Below are 24,165 nucleotides of genomic sequence, written 5' to 3'. Positions count from 1 at the left end.
AAAGTCTGTTCTCCACGAAAGGCCGGGATTATATCAGTCATCCACCCAGCCTCGCTGAGGATCTGAACAGGTTTCTCTACGGCTTGATGAATGGTGCCTTTTGAGCCCCGCACCGGACTTTCTCTCTAACTCGGTACAAATGTGGGAGCGGGCTTGCTCGCGAATGCGGCGGATCAGTAATGAATCTGTCGACTGACACTCCGTTTTCGCGAGCAAGCCCGCTCCCACATTTTTGACCGTGTTCAGTCAGCGACTCCGTCTCAGCACTCGTTCAAGCCTTCGCGAAACCGCAGCGCCATCTTCTTCAGCTCCTGGCGCCAGCTCTCCAGCTCTTCGCGACTCAGCGGCTTGGGCTCATCCTCTTGCAGGGCAACAGCGACGATCAGCGGCTGCGTCACGTCCCCCTTGGGCACATGAGGAATACGTGGCGGCTGGAACATGTCGGCATGTGCCTTGAGCAGGCGGGCCACCCAGCTGTCGGGGCTTTGGGCCATTTCCACCAACTCGGCCAGCTCAGGAATGGCCATGCTCTCCAGCACTTCGCGGTTCATGATCAGTTCTGCACGCGGCGAACCGGCCTGGGGCAAACGGTAGAACCCGGCGATTTCATGGCACAGCCCCAACAGGGCGCCGTAGAGATGGAACAATGCAGCCTCACGCCCCGCCTGGACCAGCGCGATGGCGTTCATCTCCTTCCCTTCCTCGGCACGGCCAAGGGCTTCCAGGGACAAACCCGCGAAGTAAATTTTCTGATTGGTACGGGTATAGAGTTCGTTGGCCATAACGGCAGTCTCCACAACGAAATAAGCCTGATGCTGGCTCAACAGTGTCACGGATCAGCCGAGACTCCTGCAAGCGCAAAAAAAGGCCGCCCATGCAGGCGGCCTTTGTATTTCGCAGCGTAGTCGATCAAGCGCCCTGGCGCTTGTCCTCGACCTTCCACTTGCCGCCGTCGTAGAACGCTTTCCAGCCCGTAGGCTTGCCGTCCACTTCGGTCTGCACGTACTGCTCCTTGGTTTTGCGGCTGTAGCGGATCACGGCCGGGCGACCGTCGGGATCCTTCTTCGGCGCTTCGCACAGGAAGTGGTACTTGGGATCGATCTCGTCCTTGTGCGGTACGATTTCCAGCACCAGCGGCGCACGGGTCTCGCGGTTTTTCGGGAACTGGCTGGCCGCCAGGAACAACCCCGAGGCGCCGTCACGCAGAATGTAGGTGTCGTTGACCTTCTCGCACTTGAGTTCAGGCATCTTCACCGGGTCCATCTTCGGCGGCGCCGCGTCACCGCTTTTCAGCAGTTTGCGGGTGTTCTTGCACGTCGGGTTGGTGCAACCGAAGAACTTGCCGAAACGGCCGGTCTTGAGCTGCATCTCACTGCCGCACTTGTCGCATTCCAGGCTCGGGCCTTCGTAGCCCTTGATGCGGTAGCTGCCCTCTTCGATTTCGTAGCCGTCGCAATCCGGGTTGTTACCGCAGATGTGCAACTTGTGCTTCTCGTCGAGCAAGTAGGCATCCATTGCCGTGCTGCAGATCGGGCAACGGTGCTTGCCACGCAATACCAGCGACTCGGATTCACCCTCGTCGTCAGCAGCGATTTCATCACCCGGCACCAGGTTGACGGTGGCCTTGCAGCGCTCTTTCGGCGGCAGGCTGTAGCCCGAGCAACCGAGGAACACGCCGGTGGACGCAGTACGAATCTGCATCGGACGGCCGCAGGTCAGGCACGGGATGTCAGTCATCACCGGCTGGTTGGCACGCATGCCGCTTTCAGGGCTTTCGGCCACTTCGAGCTTCTTCTTGAAGTCGCCGTAGAACTCATCCAGTACGTTTTTCCAGTCGCGCTCGCCCTGGGCCACGTCGTCGAGGTTCTCTTCCATGCCGGCGGTGAAGCCGTAGTCCATCAGGTTGGAGAAGCTCTCGGACAGGCGCTCGGTAACGATGTCGCCCATCTTTTCCGAGTAGAAACGACGGTTGTGCAGCGCGACGTAGCCGCGGTCCTGGATGGTCGAAATGATCGCCGCGTAGGTCGAAGGACGACCGATACCGCGTTTTTCCATCTCTTTTACCAGGCTGGCTTCCGAATAACGCGCCGGCGGCTTGGTGAAGTGCTGGGACGGGTCGAGCTTGATCAGCTTCAACGTGTCGCCCTGGGCCATGTCCGGCAGCACATCGTCATCGCCAGGCTTGGCGATTTGCGGCATGACGCGGGTGTAGCCGTCGAACTTGAGGATACGGCCCTTGGCACGCAGCTCGAAGTCGCCAGCACCGACACTGACAGTGGTGGACAGGTATTGCGCCGGCAGCATCTGGCAGGCCAGGAACTGGCGCCAGATCAGCTCGTAAAGGCGCTCAGCGTCGCGCTCCATGCCGGTCAGCTTGCTTGGCTCGGTGTTGGCGTCGGAAGGACGAATCGCTTCGTGAGCCTCCTGTGCGCCTTCCTTGCTGCTGTAGACGTTCGGCTTCTCCGGCAGGTACTTCTTGCCGAATTCGGTTTCAATATAAGTACGCGCCATCGCCACCGCGTCTTGCGACAGGTTGGTGGAGTCGGTACGCATATACGTGATGTAGCCAGCTTCATACAGACGCTGAGCCATCATCATGGTTTTCTTCACACCAAAGCCCAGGCGGTTACTCGCGGCCTGTTGCAGGGTGGACGTGATGAACGGCGCCGACGGCTTGCTGCTGGTCGGTTTGTCTTCACGCTTGACGATGCTGTAGCTGGAAGCCTTGAGCTTCTCCAGCGCGGCCATGGCCTGGGCTTCGTTCAGCGGCTTGAAGGCCTCGCCTTTCTCGCGGGCCACTTCAAAGCGCACATTGGCACCCTTGGCGGTGCCGAGGTCAGCGTGGACTTCCCAGTACTCTTCAGGGTTGAACGCACGAATCTCGCGCTCACGCTCCACCACCAGCTTTACCGCCACCGATTGCACACGACCGGCCGACAGGCCACGGGCAATCTTGGCCCACAGCAGTGGCGAGACCATGTAACCCACCACGCGGTCGAGAAAACGACGGGCCTGTTGGGCGTTTACACGGTCGATGTCCAGTTCGCCCGGCTTGGAGAAGGCTTCCTGGATGGCTTTCTTGGTGATTTCGTTGAACACCACACGCTTGTAGCGGCTGTCATCACCGCCGATGGCTTCGCGCAGGTGCCAGGCAATGGCTTCCCCTTCGCGGTCCAAGTCGGTTGCGAGATAGATGGTGTCAGCATCCTTGGCGAGCCGGCGCAGCTCTTCGATGACCTTTTCCTTGCCGGGAAGGATCTCGTACTTGGCCTTCCAGCCATGTTCCGGGTCTACACCCATGCGCGAGACCAGCTGCTTGCGCGCTTTCTCTTTAGGCGTGAGCACCGGACCTTCGCCCGCAGCCGCCTTGCCGCGCTTGGCGGCAGGCTCCTTGCTGGCGCTAGCCGAACCGCTGGTGGGCAGGTCTCGGATATGGCCGATACTCGACTTCACCACGTACTCGTTGCCCAAGTACTTGTTGATGGTCTTGGCCTTAGCCGGGGATTCCACAATGACCAGCGATTTGCCCATGGATCGGAAAATTCCTGAATTCGAGAAGTGAAAGGCAGTTGGCGCCTGTCGCGGCAACGCTATATATAGTGGCAACAAGGTGAGGTCAAGCGCAGCATTCTGCGCGACCTGCCGTTATTGCCCTGAAAAAAGACTGGGTTCGGCCTGGACCAAAGCAAAGCGCGGGACCTGCTCGCCGTCAACTTCGACGGTCTCCAGGAACATGCTCAATGGGCGCACCCAAAAGCCGTAATCGCCATACAGTGCTTGGTAAAACACCACTTCTTCTTCGGTCTCGGAGTGCCGCGCCACGTTAAAAACGCGGTACTGCGGCCCCTTATAATGTTGGTAGAGCCCTGGTTCGACTTTCATGCTCTGGCCCTCTTACAAAATTTGTTGAAAAAAAATATTAAAAATTCCAAAAAACAAAAACCGGGGCACTGGGCCCCGGCTTCCGTCAACGCAACGCTTAGACGCGTTCGAAGACGGTGGAAATGCCTTGGCCGAGACCAATGCACATGGTTGCAACCCCAAGGTTGCCGCCATTTTGCTTCATCACGTTAAGCAAAGTGCCGGAAATACGTGCACCGGAGCAACCGAATGGGTGGCCCAGGGCAATCGCACCGCCGTGCAGGTTAACCTTCTCGTTCATCTTGTCGAGTACTTTCAAATCTTTCAGCACTGGCAGGGCCTGTGCGGCGAAAGCTTCGTTGAGCTCGAAGAAGTCGATATCGGAGATGGTCAGGCCCGCGCGCTTCAAGGCTTTTTGTGTGGCCGGTACTGGACCATAGCCCATGATTGCCGGGTCCACACCCGCCACGGCCATCGAACGGATCACGGCCATCGGCTGGATACCCAGGTCCTGGGCACGCTGCGCCGACATCACGATCATGCACGAAGCACCGTCGGTGATTTGCGACGAAGTACCGGCTGTCACGGTGCCGCCCTTTGGATTGAAGGCAGGTTTCAAGGCTGCCAGGCTTTCCAGGGTGGTGTCCGGACGAATGGTTTCGTCGTAGTCGAACAGTTTCAGGAAACCATTTTCGTCATAGCCGTTCATCGGGATGATTTCATCCTTGAACTTGCCTTCCACGGTCGCCTTGTGGGCCAACTGGTGGGAACGCAGGCCGAATGCATCCTGGGCTTCGCGGGTAATGCCGTGCATTTTGCCGAGCATTTCTGCGGTGAGGCCCATCATGCCCGAGGCTTTCGCCGCGTACAGCGACATGTGCGGGTTAGGGTCGACGCCGTGCATCATGCTGACGTGGCCCATGTGCTCCACGCCGCCGACCACGAACACATCGCCGTTGCCGGTCATGATCGCTTGTGCGGCGGTGTGCAGCGCGCTCATCGAGGAGCCACACAGGCGGCTGACGGTCTGGCCGGCTGCGGTGTGCGGGATCTGGGTCATCAAAGACGCCATGCGCGCGATGTTCCAACCCTGCTCCAGGGTCTGGTTGACACAGCCCCAGATCACGTCTTCGACTTCGTTCGGGTCGACCTTAACGTTACGTTCCAGCAATTTGCTGATCAGGTGCGCCGACATGTCTTCGGCGCGGGTGTTGCGGTGCATGCCGCCCTTGGAGCGGCCCATCGGTGTGCGACCGAAGTCGACAATCACCACGTCTCTTGGATTCAAGCTCATAAATATTCTCGCTCTATTCGTCTGGGCGCTTAACCGAAGAAGCTCTGGCCATTTTTGGCCATTTCACGCAGCTTCGCGGTCGGGTGGTACAGCGGGCCCAGATCAGCGTATTTGTCAGCCAGGGCAACGAACTCGGCCACACCGATCGAATCGATGTAACGCAGCGCACCACCACGGAATGGAGGGAAACCAATACCGTACACCAGGCCCATATCGGCTTCGGCGGCGGTTTCAACGATGCCGTCTTCCAGGCAACGTACGGTTTCCAGGCACAGGGCGATCATCATCCAGTTGATGATGTCCTCATCGGACACCTCACGCTGCTCGTAGATGACCGGCGCGAGTACTTCGTGAACCGAAGGGTCGGCCACTTTCTTCTGCTTGCCCTTCTTGTCGGCCTCGTAGGCGTAGAAGCCCTTGCCGTTCTTCTGGCCCAGGCGCTTGGCTTCGTAGAGTGCGTCGATCGCCGAACGGCGGTCGTCTTTCATGCGGTCCGGGAAGCCTTCAGCCATGACGTCACGACCGTGGTGGCCGGTGTCGATGCCGACCACGTCCATCAGGTACGCCGGGCCCATTGGCCAGCCGAATTTTTCCATGACCTTGTCGATACGCACAAAGTCCACACCGGCGCTGACCAGCTTGGCGAAACCGCCGAAGTACGGGAACAGCACGCGGTTGACCAAAAAGCCCGGGCAGTCGTTAACGACGATCGGGTTCTTGCCCATTTTCTTGGCGTAGGCAACGGTGGTGGCAATCGCCAGCTCGCTGGACTTCTCGCCACGGATCACTTCCACCAGCGGCATCATGTGCACCGGGTTGAAGAAGTGCATGCCGACGAAGTTTTCCGGACGCTTGAGGGCCTTGGCCAGCAAGCTGATGGAAATGGTCGAAGTGTTCGAGGCCAGAATGGTGTCTTCTTTAACCTGAGCTTCCACTTCCGCCAGTACGGCTTGCTTGACCTTCGGGTTCTCGACAACCGCTTCGACCACCAGGTCGACGTGGCCGAAATCGCCGTAGGACAGCGTAGGACGAATGCCGTTAAGCACTTCAGCCATCTTCGCTGCGGTCATGCGACCTTTATCAACGCGGCCCACCAGCAGCTTGGCGGCTTCCGCCAGGCCTTGCTCGATACCGTGTTCGTTGATGTCTTTCATCAGGATCGGCGTGCCTTTGGAGGCCGACTGATAAGCGATACCGCCGCCCATGATACCGGCGCCGAGTACGGCAGCCTGTTTCACGTCTTTGGCGATTTCGTCGTAGGCCTTGGCCTTTTTCTTCAGTTCCTGATCGTTAAGGAACAGACCGATCAGGCTCTGGGCTGCCGAGGTTTTCGCCAGTTTGACGAAACCTGCAGCTTCCACTTCCAGGGCTTTGTCGCGACCGAAATTCGCGGCCTTCTGGATGGTCTTGATCGCTTCAACCGGTGCCGGGTAGTTCGGGCCGGCCTGGCCTGCCACGAAACCTTTGGCGGTTTCGAACGACATCATTTGTTCGATGGCGTTGAGCTTGAGTTTTTCAAGCTTCGGCTGACGCTTGGCCTTGTAGTCAAATTCGCCGCTGATGGCGCCTTTGATCAGGTTCAGTGCAGCTTCGGCGAGTTTGTCCGGGGCAACCACAGCATCGACGGCACCGACTTTCAGCGCGTCTTCTGCTTTGTTTTCCTTGCCGGCGGCAATCCACTCGATGGCGTTGTCGGCACCGATGATGCGCGGCAGGCGCACGGTGCCGCCAAAACCTGGGTAGATGCCCAGTTTGACTTCAGGCAGGCCGATTTTGGCGGTGGCCGACATGACACGGAAGTCTGCGGCCAGGCACATTTCCAGACCGCCGCCCAACGCGATGCCATTGATCGCGGCGACGGTTGGCACGTTGAGGTCTTCGAAATCGCTGAAAATCTTGTTGGCTTCGAGGTTGCCAGCCACCAGCTCGGCATCGGGCAGCTTGAAGTTGTCGACGAATTCGGTGATGTCAGCGCCGACGATAAACACGTCCTTGCCGCTGGAGACGATCACGCCCTTGACCGAAGCATCTGCTTTGATGGTGTCTACGGCCTGACGCAGTTCGTTCAGGGTTAGACGGTTGAACTTGTTGACGGACTCACCCTTGAGGTCGAATTTCAATTCGACGATGCCACTTTCAAGAGCCTTAACCGTGATGGCTTTACCTTCGTAAATCATCAACTGATCTCCACGATATGGAAGCTGAACAGTACACATTGGACGCTGGCCTCTGGTTGGACATTGATTATTGGGTCAATGCTCATGCCAATCCGCCAGGCACACCCGCCAACGCGCTAGTCGGGGTTCTGTATGAGCGGTCTGACAGACAAACGCTCAATTCATACGCCCGTTTGATTTGGGTACGTCACCTTCATCCAATTCCGGGCAATTGTCAATCGCTCGAAAGGCTAGGAAAAACGCGACTTTCCAGTCAGTTCAGAACCCAGGCCCACGCCTTACGCCGCGCCAATATTCGACTATTCACGAAATCAATAACGGAAATTATGTGGGAAAAGGCTGTACAGAACAGGATATGCCGCTAGGCTAGCGACAACCTTAATGCGCCTGGATGAACATCCGACGCATGCGTTACAGATTTACCGGCCTGCCTGGCCAACTCCAGCCCGATGATGATGTCGGGCTTTTTATTGCCTGGGTTTTATTCGGCAGGCATCAAGCCAGGGCCTTGAGCAACGCATCAATATCCTTCAACACGCTCGCCTCGCCCTTCTCGCCCCAGTACAGGGCGATCATTTGTTTGTCCGCCTCGACCTTGTAGACGTTATCCGGCAGGGTCGCAAAATGCGCCAACAACGTTTCATCGACGCACACTTCGCGCCACTGATTGACCCAAACCCCGGGCTCCAGCTGCCAGTAACACCAGAGGGCGGGCGCACTTGCGCGGCGCGGTCGGCAGTACTGCGCGCAAGGGCTTGGCGGCTCGTGCTTGAGCCAGTACGGCCAGTCTTGCGGCGCCAATTGCATGGCCAGGCCGATGCGGCGCGCCTCCATGCGCAGGGCCATGCGCCCACTCTGATGGCGCGAGGGACGCAACCATGCCAGAGGGCTCAGCACCACGAGAAGGATTGACACCACTATCCAGACCGTCATATGTGTACTCCCGAATTTCTAGATGAGCGGATTTGACCTGACGCAACCCCATCCGCTTGAAAGCAGCCATACTGAACTTATTGCAGTCCCCTGGAGGAACGCGCCATGCCCAACGAACACTCCTACAAACATATCCTGGTCGCTGTCGATCTGACCGAAGAGTGCGACCCAGTGATCAAGCGCGCGCAGGCTTCAGCAATCGCCAACGGCGCCAAGCTGTCACTCGTGCATATTGTCGAGCCTATGGCCATGGCGTTTGGTGGCGACGTGCCCATGGACCTTTCCCAGTTGCAGCAACAACAATTTGACCAGGCCAAAGAGCGCCTGGACCGGTTGATCCTCAAGTACCCGGAAGTAACCAAGGAAAATTCCCACCTCACCTACGGCCAGCCTCGTCAGGAAATCCACCACCTGGCCAAGGAACAGGGCTGTGACCTGATCGTGGTCGGCAGCCACGGCCGTCATGGCCTGGCGCTGCTGCTGGGCTCGACTGCCAATGACGTACTGCACGGCGCGCCGTGCGATGTGCTGGCAGTAAAACTGGTCAAAAATACGTAAGCACGGCGCTAACCAACTGTGGGAGCGGGTTTGCTCGCGAAAGCATTCTGTCAGTTGACGCATCCGGCGACTGATGTACCGATTTCGCGAGCAAGCCCGCTCCCACATTTCTAATCGCACTCCATATAAAAAGCCCGGCGTTCATACAAATGGGCGCCGGGCTTTTTTAGTGCGCTTGAATCAATCAGGCATCCAGCTCGGCCCAACGCTCAACCAACACTTCCAGCTCGTGGTTCAACGTTTCCAGGGAAGCAATGACCTTGGCCGTTTCCGCCGCCGGACGCAGGTAGAAACCCGCGTCCGCCATTTCTGCTTCTACTGCGGCAATCTGCTGTTCCTTGGCGTCGATATCGCCCGGCAAGGCTTCCAGCTCACGTTGCAGCTTGTAGCTGAGCTTTTTCTTGGTCGACGGTGCAGCGTCCTGGGCCGGAGCAGCAGCGCCCGCAACTGGCGCAACGACGGCGGAGGTCAGGTCGGCCTTGCCGGACTTGCTCTCGGTCACGCCCAGCAGGCGCGGCGAGCCGCCCTGACGCAGCCAGTCCTGATAACCACCGACGTATTCACGCACTTTGCCTTCGCCTTCGAAGACCAGGGTGCTGGTGACCACGTTGTCGAGGAATGCCCGGTCGTGGCTGACCATCAGCACGGTGCCGTTGAAGGTCAGCAAGACCTCTTCCAGCAGTTCGAGGGTTTCCACGTCGAGGTCGTTGGTCGGTTCGTCGAGCACCAGCAGGTTGGCCGGCTTGCTGAACAGCTTGGCCAGCAGCAGGCGCGCACGCTCACCACCGGACAAGGCTTTCACCGGCGTACGTGCGCGTTGCGGGCTGAACAGGAAGTCGCCCAGGTAGCTCAGCACGTGGCGGCTCTGGCCGTCGATGTCGATAAAGTCGCGGCCTTCGGCGACGTTGTCGATCACGGTTTTTTCCAGGTCCAACTGATGGCGCAACTGGTCGAAATAGGCCACGTCGATGCGCGTACCCTCTTCCACCGTGCCGCTGGTCGGTTGCAGACCATTGAGCATCAGCTTGAGCAAGGTGGTCTTGCCGGTGCCGTTGGCGCCCAGCAGGCCGATGCGGTCGCCGCGCTGCAGCACCATCGAGAAGTCCTTGATCAGGAACGGGCCGTCCGGGTGATGGAAGCTGACGTTCTCCAGCACCATCACCTGCTTGCCCGACTTGTCGGCGGTATCCAGCTGGATATTGGCCTTGCCGGTGCGTTCACGGCGCTCGCTGCGCTCAACACGCAGGGCTTTCAAGGCGCGTACGCGGCCTTCGTTACGGGTGCGACGGGCCTTGATGCCCTGGCGGATCCAGACTTCTTCCTGGGCCAGCTTTTTGTCGAACAGCGCGTTGGCGGTTTCTTCAGCGGACAGTGCGGCTTCCTTGTGCACCAGGAAACTGGCGTAGTCGCCGTTCCAGTCGATCAGGCCGCCACGGTCCAGCTCGAGGATGCGCGTGGCCAGATTCTGCAGGAAGGAACGGTCGTGCGTGATGAACAGCACGGCGCCCTGGAAATCCTTGAGGGCTTCTTCCAGCCAGGCGATTGCGCCGATGTCCAAGTGGTTGGTGGGTTCGTCGAGCAGCAACAAATCCGGCTCGGACACCAGCGCCTGGGCCAGCAGCACGCGACGACGCCAGCCGCCGGACAACTCGGCGAGGGTCTTGTCGGCCGGCAGCTGCAGGCGGCTCAGGGTACTGTCGACCAGTTGCTGCAAGCGCCAGCCGTCACGGGCTTCGAGGTCTTGCTGGACGTGCATCAGCTTGTCCAGGTCCTCTTCGGTGACGCAGTTCTGCGCCAGGTGATGGTATTGCGCGAGCAACTCGCCAACGCCGTCCAGGCCTTCGGCAACCACGTCGAACACTGTCCGTCCGTCGGCCACCGGCAATTCTTGCGGCAATTCGCCGATCTTCAGGCCCGGGGCACGCCAAACAGAGCCGTCATCGGGCTTCTGATCGCCTTTAACCAGCTTCATCATGCTGGACTTGCCGGTGCCGTTGCGGCCGATGATGCACACCCGCTCACCACGGGCGATCTGCCAGGACACCTTGTCCAACAACGGCATAGCGCCGAAAGCAAGGGACACATCGCTGAATTTGAGCAGGGTCATACGCTTCTCCAAAAACTGGGCGCGCATTCTACCTGACTTGAAGGTGGGATGCGGTCGGCATTTTCGCTGTCGACACGTTCTGCAGGACATTTACGATGAACTTCAGCCAGCCGGCCGGCAAAGCTTTCGCCGGTCGCTGGCAAAAGGCTAAGCTAGGGGCAATCAGTGTCGGCGGTGCCGGTGCTAGTCGTGATTTCTCTGCACGGACGTCTCATGCGCAGTCGCCTTTTCAACTTTTTATCTTGTCTGCTTCTTTCCGCCACCGCCGTTCAATCCGCCCAGGCCGTGGACCTCACCACCCAACGTCAATATTACGATGAAGCCAAACGCGCCCTCGCCAAAGGCGACAGCGGGCCGTACATGCAATACAGCCAGGCCCTGGCCGACTACCCGCTCACGCCGTACCTGGCCTATGACGAGCTGACCGCGCGCCTGAAAACCGCGAGCAACGAGGAAATCGAACAGTTCCTCGCTAAAAACGGTGACCTGCCCCAGGCCAACTGGATGAAGCTGCGCTGGTTGCGCTGGCTGGCCGACCGTGGCGACTGGCAGACGTTTGAAAAGTACTACGACGCCAAACTCAATTTCGTCGAACTGGACTGCCTGCATGGTCAGTACCAGCTCACCCATAACTTGAAAGCCGAAGGCTACAAGACCACCGAAAAACTCTGGCTGACCGGCAAATCCCAACCCGCCGCGTGTGACGCCACGTTCGGCCAGTGGGCCGCCGATGGCCAACTCACTGAACAGAAAATCTGGGACCGCGCCAAGCTCGCCGCCGAAGCACGCAACTACGCGCTGGCCAACAGCCTGGTGAAAACCCTGCCGACCCTTGGCGCCCAAGGCCGGCTGATGGTCGACGTGGCGCAAAAGCCGGACATGCTCAGCGACCCGTCACGCTTCCTGCCGGCCAACGAGGCCATGTCTGACGCCGTCGGCCTGGGCCTGCGCCGCCTGGCCCGCCAGGACCCGGACAAGGCCATGGCGCTGCTCGACGGCTACGCCAGCAGCATGCACTTCTCGCGTGACGAAAAAGTGTCGATCGCCCGCGAAATCGGCTTGACCCTGGCACGCCGCTACGACCCGCGCGCGCTGGACGTGATGACCAAATACGACCCCGAGCTGCGTGACAACACCGTCTCCGAATGGCGCCTGCGCCTGCTGCTGCGTCTGGCACGCTGGGAAGATGCCTACCAGTTGACCCGCAAGCTCCCACAAGACCTGGCGACCACCAACCGCTGGCGTTACTGGCAAGCGCGCAGCCTGGAGCTGGCCGAGCCGAAAAACCCGCAGCCGCTGGTGCTGTACAAAAACCTTGCACAAGAACGGGATTTCTACGGTTTCCTTGCCGCCGACCGCTCCAAGGCGCCGTATCAGCTGAAAAACAAGCCGCTGGTGATGAGCCAGGCGCTGGTCAACAAGGTCCGTAACACGCCCGGCGTACGCCGCGCGCTGGAGTTCTATGCACGTGGCCAGATTGTCGATGGCCGCCGCGAGTGGTACCACGTCAGCCGCCACTTCAATCGCGATGAAATGGTCGCCCAGGCCAAGCTGGCCTACGACATGAAGTGGTACTTCCCGGCCATCCGCACCATCAGCCAGGCCCAGTACTGGGATGACCTGGATATCCGCTTCCCGATGGCCCACCGTGACACCTTGGTGCGCGAAGCCAAGGTGCGTGGCCTGCATTCCAGCTGGGTGTTTGCCATTACCCGCCAGGAAAGTGCCTTCATGGACGACGCGCGCTCCGGCGTCGGCGCCAGCGGCCTGATGCAACTGATGCCCGGCACCGCCAAGGAAACCGCACGCAAGTTCAGCATCCCACTGGCCTCCCCGGCCCAGGTGCTGGACCCGGACAAAAACATCCAGCTTGGCGCCGCCTACCTGAGCCAGGTGCACAGCCAGTTCAACGGCAACCGCGTGCTTGCCTCCGCCGCCTACAACGCTGGCCCAGGGCGTGTACGCCAATGGCTGCGCGGTGCTGATCACCTGAGTTTTGATGTGTGGGTGGAAAGCATCCCGTTCGACGAAACCCGCCAGTACGTGCAGAACGTGCTGTCTTATTCGGTGATCTACGGGCAAAAGCTCAACTCACCGCAGCCGTTGGTGGATTGGCATGAGCGGTATTTTGACGATCAGTAAGGTTGACTGACGAAGAGCCTGTGGTGGTTTTTTCTGGTGCGGGGCTTGTTGTGCAGAGCAGTCTTAGTGTGGAGAGCAGGCCTGTTGTGGCGAGCAGGCTTGCCCTGCGCTGGAGTGCGAAGCGCTCCCCATCCAGGCGCCTCGGCATAACCGCTCAAACCGGGTAGACAGGTTTTGGGGCTGCTACGCAGCCCAACGCGGGGCAAGCCCGCTCGCCACAACATGCCTACTTGCCACAACAAGCTTGCTCACCACAACAAGCCTACTTGCCACACCAAGCCCGCTCGCCACATCCGGCCTGCTAGCCACAACAGGCCTGCTCACCACAGGAACAGCGCAACGCAGGCCGGCTATGCCTCGCTTTTCGCGACCTCATCACCATCATTGAACTGCAACGCCGCCAACCGCGCATACAAAGGATTGCTCGCGATCAGTTGCTGATGCGTGCCCACCGCCACCAGCTTGCCCTGGTCCATCACCGCAATGCGGTCGGCGTTTTTCACCGTTGCCAATCGATGCGCAATCACCAACGTGGTGCGGCCCTGCATCAGTTGCGGCAATGCCTGCTGAATCAAATGCTCGCTCTGGGCATCCAGTGCGCTGGTGGCTTCGTCCAACAGCAGGATCGGCGCGTCCACCAACAACGCACGGGCGATGGCCAGGCGTTGGCGCTGGCCGCCGGAGAGGCCCATGCCGCCGTCGCCAAGGTGAGTCTGATAACCCTGGGGCATTTGCAGGATGAAGTCGTGGGCATGGGCGATGCGCGCCGCAGCCTCGACCTGCGCGGTGGTGGCGGACGGGTTGCCGTAGCGGATGTTTTCTTCGACGCTGCCGAAAAACAGCGCCGGGCTTTGGGACACCAATGCGAAGTGGCGGCGCAGGTCCATCGGGTCGAGCGCGGTCAGCGCGTGGCCTTCGAGCAGAATGCGGCCGTGCTGGGGGTCATAAAAACGCAGCAGCAGGTCGAAGATCGTGGATTTACCGGCGCCGGACGGCCCGACCAGTGCCAGGGTTTCGCCGGGATTAATGGTCAGGCTCAAACCATCGATGGCATAGCTGTCCGGGCGCGACGGGTAGGAAAAGCGCAGGTCTTGCAGTTCCATGCGGCCGCTGACGCGCTCCGGCAACCGTAAGGTGCCATCGGCTGGCGCCTGAATTTCATTGCTCGACTGCAACAACTCGCCAATCCGCTCGGCAGCACCGGCGGCGCGTTGCAGTTCGCCAAGTACTTCGCTCAACGTGCCGACCGCACTGCCGACGATCAGGCTGTAAAACACGAACGCGGCCAGCTCACCGCCGGAAATGCGTCCGCCAATCACGTCCATCCCGCCGACCCACAGCATCACGCCAACGGCGCCGAGCACCAGCATGATCACCAGCGTAATCAGCCAGGCGCGTTGCACGATCCGTTTGCGCGCGGTGGCAAAGGCCTCCTCCACGGTGACGGCAAAACGCTGCTCGTCCTGGACCTGATGGTTGTAGGCCTGCACGGTCTTGATCTGGCCGAGGGTCTCGGACACATAACTGCCGACGTCAGCGATACGGTCCTGGCTCAGGCGCGAGAGGCTGCGCACACGCCGGCCGAAAATCAGGATCGGCGCCAGCACCAGCGGCAGCGCGATCACCACGATACTGGTGAGCTTGGGGTTGGTGACAAACAGCAGCACGATGCCGCCGATGACCATCAGGGCGTTGCGCAGGAACAGCGACAGCGAGGAGCCGATCACCGATTGCAACAAGGTGGTGTCGGTGGTCAACCGCGACTGGATTTCCGAGCTGCGATTGTTTTCGTAAAAGCCGGGGTGCAGGTAGATCAAATGGTTGAACACTTGCCGGCGAATATCCGCCACCACCCGCTCGCCGATCCACGACACCAGGTAAAACCGCGCAAACGTACCCACGGCCAGGCCCAGCACCAGAATCATGAACAGGCCAATGGATTGGTTGAGCAGGTGCGGCGACTGCGTCATAAAACCCTGGTCGACCAGCAGGCGAATGCCCTGCCCCATGGACAAGGTGATGCCTGCCGTGACGATCAGCGCCAGCAAGGCACCCAGCGCCTGCCAACGGTAGGGCGCGATAAAGCGGCTGGCCAAGCGGATCGCACGGCGTTGACGGACTGAGAACATGGAGGGCATCACCTGCGCAGGGGAGATAAGTATCTACACCACAACATTGGGGGAACTTGAGTAAATAACAATGAGTCAGGTTAATTATGCCCGCCGATGCTGATCCCTAGAGGTTATCGGTCTAACCCCCATCTGGAAATTTGTATCGCTTTCTGGTGGACTGGTTGTTCGAACCGGTGACTTTGTAAGGAGTTGTAATAGCTTGGTCACGCGGGGGGCTTAATGTAAGAAACACAGTAGGTACACAACCTGATGAGGAGACAGGCCATGACCTTGCAAAACAGCAGCGATGCCAAGATTGAAGTAATCCGCCAACCGCAGCATCTGCCTTGCTCCGTGATCGACGCTCAAGGCCGCGAAGTGCAGATTACCGAAGAGATGATCCAGCAAGCGTGCCGCGAACTGGAACAGCGCCTGGTCAAGCCTGCGCAGCAAGGCTGATACGCCCGAGCTCTTTCAAACCCGGCCCCTGTGGCCGGGTTTTTTATGCCTTGCGTATGCGCACGCCCCTTACCGGCGCGTTGCGTTAAAGCAGTTCGGCGCCCAGGGCGGTGACGATCGCCGACAGCGCGGCAGAGTCGCCATTGATTCGCACCTTCAAGCCGTCAATCTCACGGCGCTGCGGATAATGCTTGCGCAGCAGGTCGAACGCCTTGCGTTGCTCGTCCACAGAGCCTACGAGGCTACGGCGAAAATCCGCGTCATCACGGCGCGGGTCGTACACGCTGCGGCACAAGGTCGCCAACGCCCAGGCCGGGTCGGTCGAAGCGTTCAAGTGCACCTCGGCCAGCCAGGGCTGCGGCAGCAGATCGCTTAGCTGGATGCTCGGCGCCTGGCCCAGATGGGCGCAGAACGCCTGATAAATCTGTGCAGTGCCGCGCTGCTTGCCGTCGAGGCTGTACCCGGCGATATGCGGAGTGGCCAGCACACACAGGTCAGCCAGGTCGGCGTCCACTTCCGGCTCACCCTCCCACACGTCCAGCACGGCCTGCAGGTCCTCGCGCGCCAGCAACACTTCGCGCAGGGCCGCGTTATCCAACACCGGACCACGGCTGGCATTGATCAGCCAGGCGCCAGGCCTGAGGCGGTTGAGGCGCTCGCGGTCAAACAAATGCCAGGTGGAGCCGTTGCCGGACTTGGTCAGCGGCGTGTGCAGGCTGATGACGTCGCACTGCTGGATGATCTGTTCGAGGCTGACGTACTCGCCGTCTTCAGCGATCTGGCGCGGCGGGTCACACACCAGCACGTTCCAGCCCAGGCCCTTGAGCACCTTGACCAACCGCCCGCCGACTTCACCGGCACCCACAACGCCATAGGTGCGCTGATTGAGGTCAGCGCCTTCGATTTCGGCCAGGGTCTGCAGGCTGCCCAGCACATAGTCCACCACGCCACGCGCATTGCAGCCCGGCGCGCTGGACCAGGTGATGCCGGCCTGCTTGAAGTAATCCAGGTCCAGATGGTCGGTGCCGATGGTGCAAGTGCCGACAAACCGTACCTGCGTGCCTTCCAGCAACGCGCGATTGACGTTGGTCACCGAGCGCACCAGCAGCACGTCGGCCTGCTCGACCGTGGCGCGGTCGATGGACCGGCCGGGCACCCGGCGAATCTCGCCAAACCCTTCGAAGAATGCATCGAGCAGCGGGATATTTTCGTCGGCAACAATCAGCATGGCAGGCTCCTTTCGCGGACCAGCAGTGTACAGGGATGCGATCTGTGTAACACCGCAGATGCCAGGTGGGCAGTGCTTATGTGGGCGCCGGGCTTGCCCGCGATAGCATCACCTCGGTACAGCTGATGGACCGAGGCGTCTGCATCGCAGGCAAGCCAGCGCCCACACAAGCCAGCACACACAGGATTAACGCGGCTGGCGCAGGAGCGCTTACAAATCGCTAACACAGGTTTTTTCCTGACCGTTGCGTCAGCGCGTAGACTTCGCCGTCCTTTGCAATACTTTTACTGGACACTCGCACGTGAACACCGCCACTACCGCCCTCTCCCGCCCCGCCCGCGTCAGCCGCGAGGTGCGCAGCCTGCTGACCCTGGCCCTGCCGATCATGATTGGCCAACTCGCGACCACCGCCATGGGCTTCGTCGACGCGGTGATGGCCGGGCGCGTGAGCCCGCGAGACCTGGCAGCGGTGGCCCTGGGCAACTCGATCTGGATTCCGGTGTACCTGCTGATGACCGGCACCTTGCTGGCCACCACGCCCAAGGTCGCCCAGCGCTTCGGCGCCGGCCACTACACCGAGATCGGCCCGCTGGTGCGTCAATCGCTGTGGCTGGCCGTGGTGGTCGGGCTCACCGCGCTGCTGATGCTGGTCAGCGCCGAGCCGATCCTGCATGCGATGAATGTCGACCCCGAGCTGATCAAACCGTGCATGGCCTACTTGCACGGCATCGCCTCCGGCATGCCGGCCATCGCCCTGTATTACGTGCTGCGCTGCTTCAGCGATGGCCTGGGCCGCACGCGCCCGAGCATGGTCATGGGCCTGTGCGGGCTGGCGCTGAATATTCCGCTGAACTACGTGTTCATTTATGGCCACTTCGGCGTGCCGGCCATGGGCGGCGTGGGTTGCGGCTGGGCCACGGCAATCGTGATGTGGGTGATGATGCTCGGCCTGGCCGCGTGGACGCGCTGGGCACCGGCCTATCAGAGCAGCGAGTTGTTCAAGCGTTTCGACTGGCCACAATGGTCGGTGATCAAGCGTGTGCTGAGCATCGGCCTGCCGATTGGCATCGCGGTGTTTGCCGAATCGAGCATCTTTGCGGTGATCGCCCTGCTGATCGGCAGCCTGGGCGCCAGCGTAGTGGCCGGACACCAGATCGCGCTGAACTTCAGTTCGCTGGTGTTCATGATCCCTTACTCGCTGAGCATGGCCGTGACCGTGCGTGTCGGCCAGGCCCTGGGCCGCGGCGAGCCGCGTGAGGCGCGTTTCGCTGCTGGAGTCGGCATGGGCACGGCACTGACCTACGCGTGCCTGTCGTGCAGCCTGATGCTGCTGTTTCGCGAGCAAATTGCCACGATCTACACCCCGGATCCCTCGGTGATCCACGTGGCGTCGATGCTGATCGTGTTTGCGGCGCTGTTCCAGTTTTCGGACGCGATCCAGGTCACGGCCGCCGGCGCGCTGCGGGGTTATCAGGACACAAGGGTGACCATGGTGCTGACCTTGTTCGCGTATTGGGGCGTGGGGTTGCCGGTGGGTTACGCGCTGGGGCTGACCGATTGGCTGGGCGCCGCCAGTGGGCCCAGTGGCTTGTGGCAGGGACTGATCGTGGGCTTGAGCTGCGCCGCCGCGATGCTGGTGATCCGCCTGACACGCAGCGCGCGCCGGCGGATTCGCCTGGTTTAATCGGCCTTCTTGCGAATCCAGTACAGGTACGTACCGGCCTGTTCCTGCTGATCCACCAGTTCGTGGTCAAGGAACACGCAGAACTTGGGAATATCGCGGCGGGTGGACGGGTCGGTCGCAATCACCTTGAGCAAGCCGCCGGGCGGCAAGTCGCGGATGTGCTGGTGCAGCATCATCACCGGCTCCGGGCAGTTGAGGCCGGTGGCGTCGAGCACGGCGTCTGCCGGCAATTCGAGGGGCTGGTTCATACGTCACTCCTGAAACGTGCACCGCTCAAATGTGGGAGCGGCGGTTCGACTTGCTCGCGAAGACGCGGGCACATTCAACATAAATTTCGACGGTTATACCGCTTTAGCGAGCAAGCCCGCTGCCACATTGGTCTTGTGGTCACCTCAAGGTGTCAGCGGGACTTCTGTTTCTTCGCATCCACCAGCCGACGCAAGTGGCAGGTCACTTCCTCACGGTCGTGGTACAGCTGCTTGCAGCCGATCTCAACACGAATACCACGCGCCTTGAAGCCGTCTTCGATGCGTTCCAGCAAACGCTTCACCTCGGCGTAACGCTGCTTCATCGGCAACTTCAGGTTCACCACCGCCTCACGGCAATAGCCTTCGCCAATCCAGGTTTCCAGCAGGGCCGCGTTACGCGCCGGCTTCTCGACGATATCGCACACCATCCAGTCCACCGGCTGCTTGGGCACAAAGGTAAAGCCGTCGGCCATCAGGTGCTGAACCAGGCCGGTGTCCATCAGGCTTTCGGCCATTGGGCCGTTGTCGATGGCCGTAACCAACATGCCACGGTTGACCAATTGCCAGGTCCAGCCGCCAGGCGCTGCGCCGAGGTCGACGCCGGTCATGTCGCTGTGCAGGCGCTCATCCCACTGGTCGCGGGGGATGAAGTGGTGCCAGGCCTCTTCCAGCTTCAGGGTGGAGCGGCTTGGCGCCTCACGCGGGAACTTGAGGCGCGGGATGCCCATCGGCCACATCGCCGAGTTGTTCGACTCGGCCAGGCCCATGAACACTTCGCGGCCGCTCTTGAACGTCAGCAGCAGGCGCGGCTTGCTCGGGTCGTCGACCAGCTTGCCGGCATTCAGCAAGGCTTTGCGCAGGTGCACTTCGAATTTCTTGCAGAAGTTCGACAGTTCCTTGCCGTCGTTGGTGTCGACCATCTCCAGCCACAGGCTGCCGCACACCGGGAAGCCTTGCAGGTGCGCGAGGATCACGCTGATACGGTCGGTTTCCGGCAGGTCGATGAACACCCCGCGCGCCCACTGCCTTGGGAAGATCAGCTCGGCAAAGCGCTGGCCGTGCATCAGGCGCTGGGCGCCGTCTTCTTCGGTGCAGACAAATTCGGCACACGCGCTGCCGGTCTTGGTCTTGGCATAGCCGGAAACGTTGAGGCGCGCGGCGTGTTCCGCGATCTCGGAACAGACTTCGCCTTCAAAACCCGGCCGGCAGTGCATAAAAAGGGTGTTCATCAACTCTCCTGGTGAATCAACCGGCATTGCGCTATCGCACTACCTGTCATGAAAACGCGCGCATGATAGCCGAGTTCGGAACCTTGGACTTAACGATAGAGTCCAGTTATTAGCCTGCTAATGAAAACAGGGCTAAGTTGATAGCTCTGTTCGTCCCGTCAGGTCCGTAGCCGTGCGGACCATAAGGAGTCATGTAATGTCATCCCTTGATAGCCTGAGAACCCTTAAAACCCTGCAAATCGACGACAAGACCTACCACTACTTCAGCTTGCCCGAAGCCGCCAAGAGCCTGGGTGACCTGGACAAGCTACCGATGTCCCTCAAGGTGCTGCTGGAAAACCTGCTGCGCTGGGAAGATGACAAAACCGTCACCGGCACCGACCTAAAGGCCATCGCCGCCTGGCTCAAAGAGCGCCAGTCCGACCGCGAAATCCAATACCGCCCGGCCCGCGTGCTGATGCAAGACTTTACCGGCGTGCCCGCCGTGGTCGACCTGGCCGCCATGCGCGCCGCCGTGGCCAAGGCCGGTGGCGACCCGCAGCGCATCAACCCGCTCTCCCCCGTGGACCTGGTCATCGACCACTCGGTGATGGTCGACAAATTCGGCAGCACCAGCGCGTTCGAGCAAAACGTCGACATCGAAATGCAGCGCAACGGTGAACGCTACGCCTTCCTGCGTTGGGGCCAAAGCGCCTTTGACAACTTCAGCGTGGTGCCACCGGGCACCGGCATCTGCCACCAGGTCAACCTTGAATACCTGGGCCGCACCGTGTGGACCAAGGACGAAGACGGCCGCACCTACGCCTTCCCGGACACGCTGGTAGGCACCGACTCGCACACCACCATGATCAACGGCCTCGGCGTACTCGGCTGGGGCGTGGGCGGCATCGAAGCAGAAGCGGCGATGCTCGGCCAGCCGGTGTCGATGCTGATTCCGGAAGTGATCGGCTTCAAGCTCACCGGCAAACTCAAGGAAGGCATCACCGCCACCGACCTGGTGCTGACCGTCACCCAGATGCTGCGTAAAAAAGGCGTGGTGGGTAAGTTCGTCGAGTTCTACGGCGACGGCCTGGCCGACCTGCCGCTGGCCGACCGCGCCACCATCGCCAACATGGCGCCGGAATACGGCGCCACCTGCGGCTTTTTCCCGGTGGATGAAGTGACGCTGGACTACCTGCGCCTGTCCGGTCGCCCTGCCGAAACCGTCAAACTGGTGGAGGCCTACACCAAGGCCCAGGGCCTGTGGCGCATCGCCGGCCAGGAGCCGGTATTCACCGACACCCTGGCGCTGGACATGGGCAGCGTCGAAGCCAGCCTCGCCGGGCCGAAACGCCCGCAGGACCGTGTGTCTCTGCCGAATGTAGGCCAGGCCTTCAGCGATTTCCTCGACCTGCAATTCAAACCGACCAGCAAAGAAGAAGGCCGCCTGGAAAGCGAAGGCGGCGGCGGTGTCGCCGTGGGCAACGCCGACTTGGTGGGCGAAACCGACTATGAGTACGACGGCCACACCTATCGCCTGAAAAACGGCGCCGTGGTGATTGCCGCGATTACCTCATGCACCAACACGTCCAACCCCAGCGTGATGATGGCCGCAGGCCTGGTGGCGAAAAAAGCCGTGGAGAAAGGCCTCACCAGCAAACCCTGGGTAAAAACCTCGCTGGCGCCTGGCTCCAAAGTGGTCACCGACTATTACAAGGCGGCGGGCCTCACCCAGTACCTCGACCAGCTTGGCTTTGACCTGGTCGGCTATGGCTGCACCACCTGCATCGGCAACTCCGGTCCATTGCCCGAGCCGATCGAAAAAGCCATCCAAAAAGCCGACCTCGCCGTCGCCTCGGTGCTCTCCGGCAACCGTAACTTCGAGGGCCGCGTACACCCCCTGGTGAAAACCAACTGGCTGGCCTCGCCGCCCCTGGTGGTCGCCTACGCCTTGGCCGGTACGGTGCGCATCGACATCAGCAGCGAGCCGCTGGGCGAAGGCAAAGACGGCAAGCCGGTGTACCTGAAAGACATCTGGCCAAGCAGCAAGGAAATCGCCGACGCCGTGGCTCAAGTCAGCACCGGCATGTTCCACAAGGAATATGCCGAGGTGTTTGCCGGCGATGAGCAGTGGCAAGCGATTGAAGTGCCGCAAGCGGCGACTTACGTATGGCAGAAAGACTCTACGTACATCCAGCACCCACCGTTCTTCGACGACATCGCCGGGCCACTGCCGGTCATCGAGGACGTCAAAGGCGCCAACGTACTGGCCTTGCTGGGCGATTCGGTGACCACCGACCACATCTCCCCAGCTGGCAACATCAAGGCCGACAGCCCCGCCGGGCGCTACCTGCGCGAGCAGGGCGTGGAGCCGCGTGACTTCAACTCCTACGGCTCACGCCGGGGCAACCATGAAGTGATGATGCGCGGCACGTTTGCCAATATCCGTATCCGCAACGAAATGCTTGGCGGCGAAGAGGGCGGCAACACGCTGTACATCCCCACCGGCGAGAAAATGCCGATCTACGATGCGGCCATGAAATACCAGGCGTCGGGCACACCGCTGGTGGTGATCGCCGGCCAGGAGTACGGCACCGGCTCAAGCCGCGACTGGGCAGCCAAGGGCACCAACCTGCTGGGGGTCAAGGCAGTGATCGCCGAGAGCTTCGAGCGCATTCACCGTTCCAACCTGGTGGGCATGGGCGTGCTGCCGTTGCAGTTCAAGCTGGATCAGAACCGCAAGGCGCTGAAACTCACCGGCAAGGAGAAGATCGACATTCTTGGGCTGACCCATGCCGAGATCGAGCCGCGGATGAACCTGACGTTGGTGATTACGCGCGAGGATGGCAGCAGCGAGAAGGTCGAAGTGCTGTGCCGGATCGACACCCTCAATGAAGTGGAATACTTCAAGGCCGGCGGGATTCTGCACTATGTGCTGCGCCAGTTGATCGCCTCTTAAGCAACACTGCAAAACCAATGTGGGAGGGGGCTTGCCCCCGATGGCGGTGGGTCAGGTATAGATACTCAACCTGACACACCGCTATCGGGGGCAAGCCCCCTCCCACCTTTCAACCTGTGTTTAACCTTTCAAATCAGCTGAACAGCCACTTCCACAACAGCACCAGCACGATAACCGCCAGCACCGGCCGCGCAATGCGGTAGGCCTTGGGATGCTTGCGCTTCCATTGCTTGACCACACCGCTGAACTTGTCGCTGAAGGTCTTGCTCCAGGCATACGCCTGGTTGATCCCGCCAACGCGTTCATCGTCCAAGTTCTGCGGCGCAGTGGCGCGACCCAGTTGCTTGCTGACCCAACGGTTGACGCGGGTCATGATGCGGTTGCTCAGCGGGCGTTCGATGTCGCAGAACAGGATCACGCGGGTCTGGTCGGTTTCGTTCTTCACCCAGTGCACGTAGGTTTCGTCGAACATCACGTCCTCACCGTCGCGCCAGGCATAGACCTGGCCGTCGACGAAGATGCGGCAATCGTCGGAGTTAGGCGTGGACAGCCCGAGGTGATAGCGCAGGGAACCGGCAAACGGGTCGCGGTGCGGGTTGAGGTGACTGCCGCCCGGCAACAGCGCGAACATCGCACCCTTGACGTTGGGGATGCTGCTGACCAGGGCCACGGTTTTCGGGCACAGCGCCTCGGCCGATGGCAGCGGTTTGTCGTACCACTTGAGGTAGAAACGCTTCCAGCCCTTCTTGAAGAACGAACCGAAACCGGCGTCGTTGTTCTTTTCGGCGGCGCGGATGTAACCCTCGTCGAACAGGTGCATGGCCTCTTCGCGGATCACTTCCCAATTGTCCTTGAGCACATCCAGTTCCGGGAACTTGCTGCGGTCCAGGTACGGTTTGGACGGCACGGCCGAGAACAGGTACATCAGGGCGTTATAGGGTGCAAACAGCGCCGAATGGTTGACGAACTGACGCAACATCGGCAAACGCGCCTTGCCACGCAGGTGCACATACAGCGTGCTGCCGATAAACAACAGCAACACCGACAGTTTGGCGGCCAAAGAAAAGGTCATGCAGCAACTCCTGGAAATAAGCGCCTGGCCAACAGCCTCCCGTCGACGGGAAACCAGACGTAGCAGCCGGCCATGATAAACACTTGGGCCATTATGCAGAAGGCCCAGGCCGACCGGCTGACAT

At 60.6% G+C, this 24,165-nt stretch carries 17 protein-coding genes; 5 read left to right on the top strand and 12 right to left on the bottom strand.

Annotation, left to right across the window (positions count from 1 at the left end; all coding sequences use genetic code 11):
- Positions 1 to 260 precede the first annotated feature (260 nt).
- From C4J83_RS07950 to C4J83_RS07925, 6 genes are all read right to left on the bottom strand, one after another.
- Positions 261 to 782, bottom strand: coding sequence for a DUF6586 family protein (locus tag C4J83_RS07950; RefSeq protein ID WP_119739194.1), 522 nt, complete (start codon positions 780 to 782; stop codon positions 261 to 263).
- A 127-nt stretch (positions 783 to 909) separates the two neighbouring features.
- Complete coding sequence (topA, locus tag C4J83_RS07945) at positions 910 to 3,531, bottom strand: type I DNA topoisomerase (RefSeq protein WP_119739192.1); 2,622 nt, start codon at positions 3,529 to 3,531, stop codon at positions 910 to 912.
- A 114-nt stretch (positions 3,532 to 3,645) separates the two neighbouring features.
- Positions 3,646 to 3,882: a DUF1653 domain-containing protein gene (locus tag C4J83_RS07940; RefSeq protein ID WP_021490990.1), complete on the bottom strand. Its 237-nt coding sequence runs from the start codon at positions 3,880 to 3,882 to the stop codon at positions 3,646 to 3,648.
- Between the two features lie 97 nt (positions 3,883 to 3,979).
- On the bottom strand, positions 3,980 to 5,155 hold the full coding sequence (gene fadA / locus C4J83_RS07935; RefSeq protein ID WP_106576936.1) for an acetyl-CoA C-acyltransferase FadA: 1,176 nt from the start codon (positions 5,153 to 5,155) through the stop codon (positions 3,980 to 3,982).
- Between the two features lie 29 nt (positions 5,156 to 5,184).
- Positions 5,185 to 7,332, bottom strand: coding sequence for a fatty acid oxidation complex subunit alpha FadB (gene fadB / locus C4J83_RS07930; RefSeq protein ID WP_124416715.1), 2,148 nt, complete (start codon positions 7,330 to 7,332; stop codon positions 5,185 to 5,187).
- Positions 7,333 to 7,827: 495 nt separating this feature from the next.
- Positions 7,828 to 8,265 carry a hypothetical protein gene (locus tag C4J83_RS07925; RefSeq protein WP_106576938.1) on the bottom strand — a complete coding sequence of 146 codons (438 nt, stop codon included), beginning with the start codon at positions 8,263 to 8,265 and terminating at the stop codon, positions 7,828 to 7,830.
- A gap of 105 nt (positions 8,266 to 8,370) precedes the next feature.
- Between C4J83_RS07925 and C4J83_RS07920 the strand changes: the two genes are divergently transcribed.
- Complete coding sequence (locus C4J83_RS07920; RefSeq protein WP_106576939.1) at positions 8,371 to 8,823, top strand: universal stress protein; 453 nt, start codon at positions 8,371 to 8,373, stop codon at positions 8,821 to 8,823.
- 184 nt (positions 8,824 to 9,007) lie between these two features.
- Here C4J83_RS07920 and C4J83_RS07915 read toward each other — a convergent pair whose 3' ends face one another.
- Complete coding sequence (locus C4J83_RS07915; protein ID WP_124416714.1) at positions 9,008 to 10,930, bottom strand: ATP-binding cassette domain-containing protein; 1,923 nt, start codon at positions 10,928 to 10,930, stop codon at positions 9,008 to 9,010.
- Between the two features lie 213 nt (positions 10,931 to 11,143).
- Between C4J83_RS07915 and C4J83_RS07910 the strand changes: the two genes are divergently transcribed.
- The gene (locus tag C4J83_RS07910; protein WP_106576941.1) at positions 11,144 to 13,072 is read left to right on the top strand and encodes a transglycosylase SLT domain-containing protein; all 1,929 of its coding nucleotides are present in this window, start codon (positions 11,144 to 11,146) and stop codon (positions 13,070 to 13,072) included.
- A 350-nt stretch (positions 13,073 to 13,422) separates the two neighbouring features.
- Here C4J83_RS07910 and C4J83_RS07905 read toward each other — a convergent pair whose 3' ends face one another.
- Positions 13,423 to 15,210: an ABC transporter transmembrane domain-containing protein gene (locus C4J83_RS07905; protein WP_164487914.1), complete on the bottom strand. Its 1,788-nt coding sequence runs from the start codon at positions 15,208 to 15,210 to the stop codon at positions 13,423 to 13,425.
- 258 nt (positions 15,211 to 15,468) lie between these two features.
- On the opposite strand from C4J83_RS07905, the gene C4J83_RS30440 reads away from it, so the two are divergent.
- Positions 15,469 to 15,642, top strand: coding sequence for a PA1571 family protein (locus C4J83_RS30440; RefSeq protein WP_027604248.1), 174 nt, complete (start codon positions 15,469 to 15,471; stop codon positions 15,640 to 15,642).
- Positions 15,643 to 15,727: 85 nt separating this feature from the next.
- Here C4J83_RS30440 and pdxB read toward each other — a convergent pair whose 3' ends face one another.
- A complete protein-coding gene (gene pdxB, locus C4J83_RS07900) occupies positions 15,728 to 16,870 on the bottom strand; it encodes a 4-phosphoerythronate dehydrogenase PdxB (protein ID WP_124416712.1) in 1,143 nt (380 codons plus the stop codon).
- A gap of 301 nt (positions 16,871 to 17,171) precedes the next feature.
- Between pdxB and C4J83_RS07890 the strand changes: the two genes are divergently transcribed.
- Positions 17,172 to 18,554, top strand: a complete 1,383-nt coding sequence (locus tag C4J83_RS07890; protein WP_124416710.1) for an MATE family efflux transporter — start codon at positions 17,172 to 17,174, stop codon at positions 18,552 to 18,554.
- On the opposite strand, the gene tusA is transcribed toward C4J83_RS07890, so the two are convergent.
- Both tusA and rlmM read right to left on the bottom strand, forming a co-directional pair.
- Positions 18,551 to 18,802, bottom strand: a complete 252-nt coding sequence (gene tusA / locus C4J83_RS07885; RefSeq protein WP_119739175.1) for a sulfurtransferase TusA — start codon at positions 18,800 to 18,802, stop codon at positions 18,551 to 18,553. The two genes, C4J83_RS07890 and tusA, sit on opposite strands and share 4 nt — an antisense overlap.
- A 152-nt stretch (positions 18,803 to 18,954) precedes the next feature.
- A complete protein-coding gene (gene rlmM, locus C4J83_RS07880) occupies positions 18,955 to 20,031 on the bottom strand; it encodes a 23S rRNA (cytidine(2498)-2'-O)-methyltransferase RlmM (RefSeq protein WP_124416709.1) in 1,077 nt (358 codons plus the stop codon).
- Between the two features lie 196 nt (positions 20,032 to 20,227).
- On the opposite strand from rlmM, the gene acnA reads away from it, so the two are divergent.
- Positions 20,228 to 22,969 carry an aconitate hydratase AcnA gene (gene acnA / locus C4J83_RS07875; protein ID WP_119739172.1) on the top strand — a complete coding sequence of 914 codons (2,742 nt, stop codon included), beginning with the start codon at positions 20,228 to 20,230 and terminating at the stop codon, positions 22,967 to 22,969.
- A gap of 133 nt (positions 22,970 to 23,102) precedes the next feature.
- On the opposite strand, the gene C4J83_RS07870 is transcribed toward acnA, so the two are convergent.
- Positions 23,103 to 24,041, bottom strand: coding sequence for an aspartyl/asparaginyl beta-hydroxylase domain-containing protein (locus tag C4J83_RS07870; RefSeq protein ID WP_106576949.1), 939 nt, complete (start codon positions 24,039 to 24,041; stop codon positions 23,103 to 23,105).
- Positions 24,042 to 24,165: the final 124 nt, after the last annotated feature.

This window comes from Pseudomonas sp. LBUM920 (assembly GCF_003852315.1).
Classification (GTDB): domain Bacteria; phylum Pseudomonadota; class Gammaproteobacteria; order Pseudomonadales; family Pseudomonadaceae; genus Aquipseudomonas.
The sequence above is the reverse complement of the archived record's forward strand: the minus strand, read 5'-3'. Positions and strand labels throughout refer to the sequence as shown.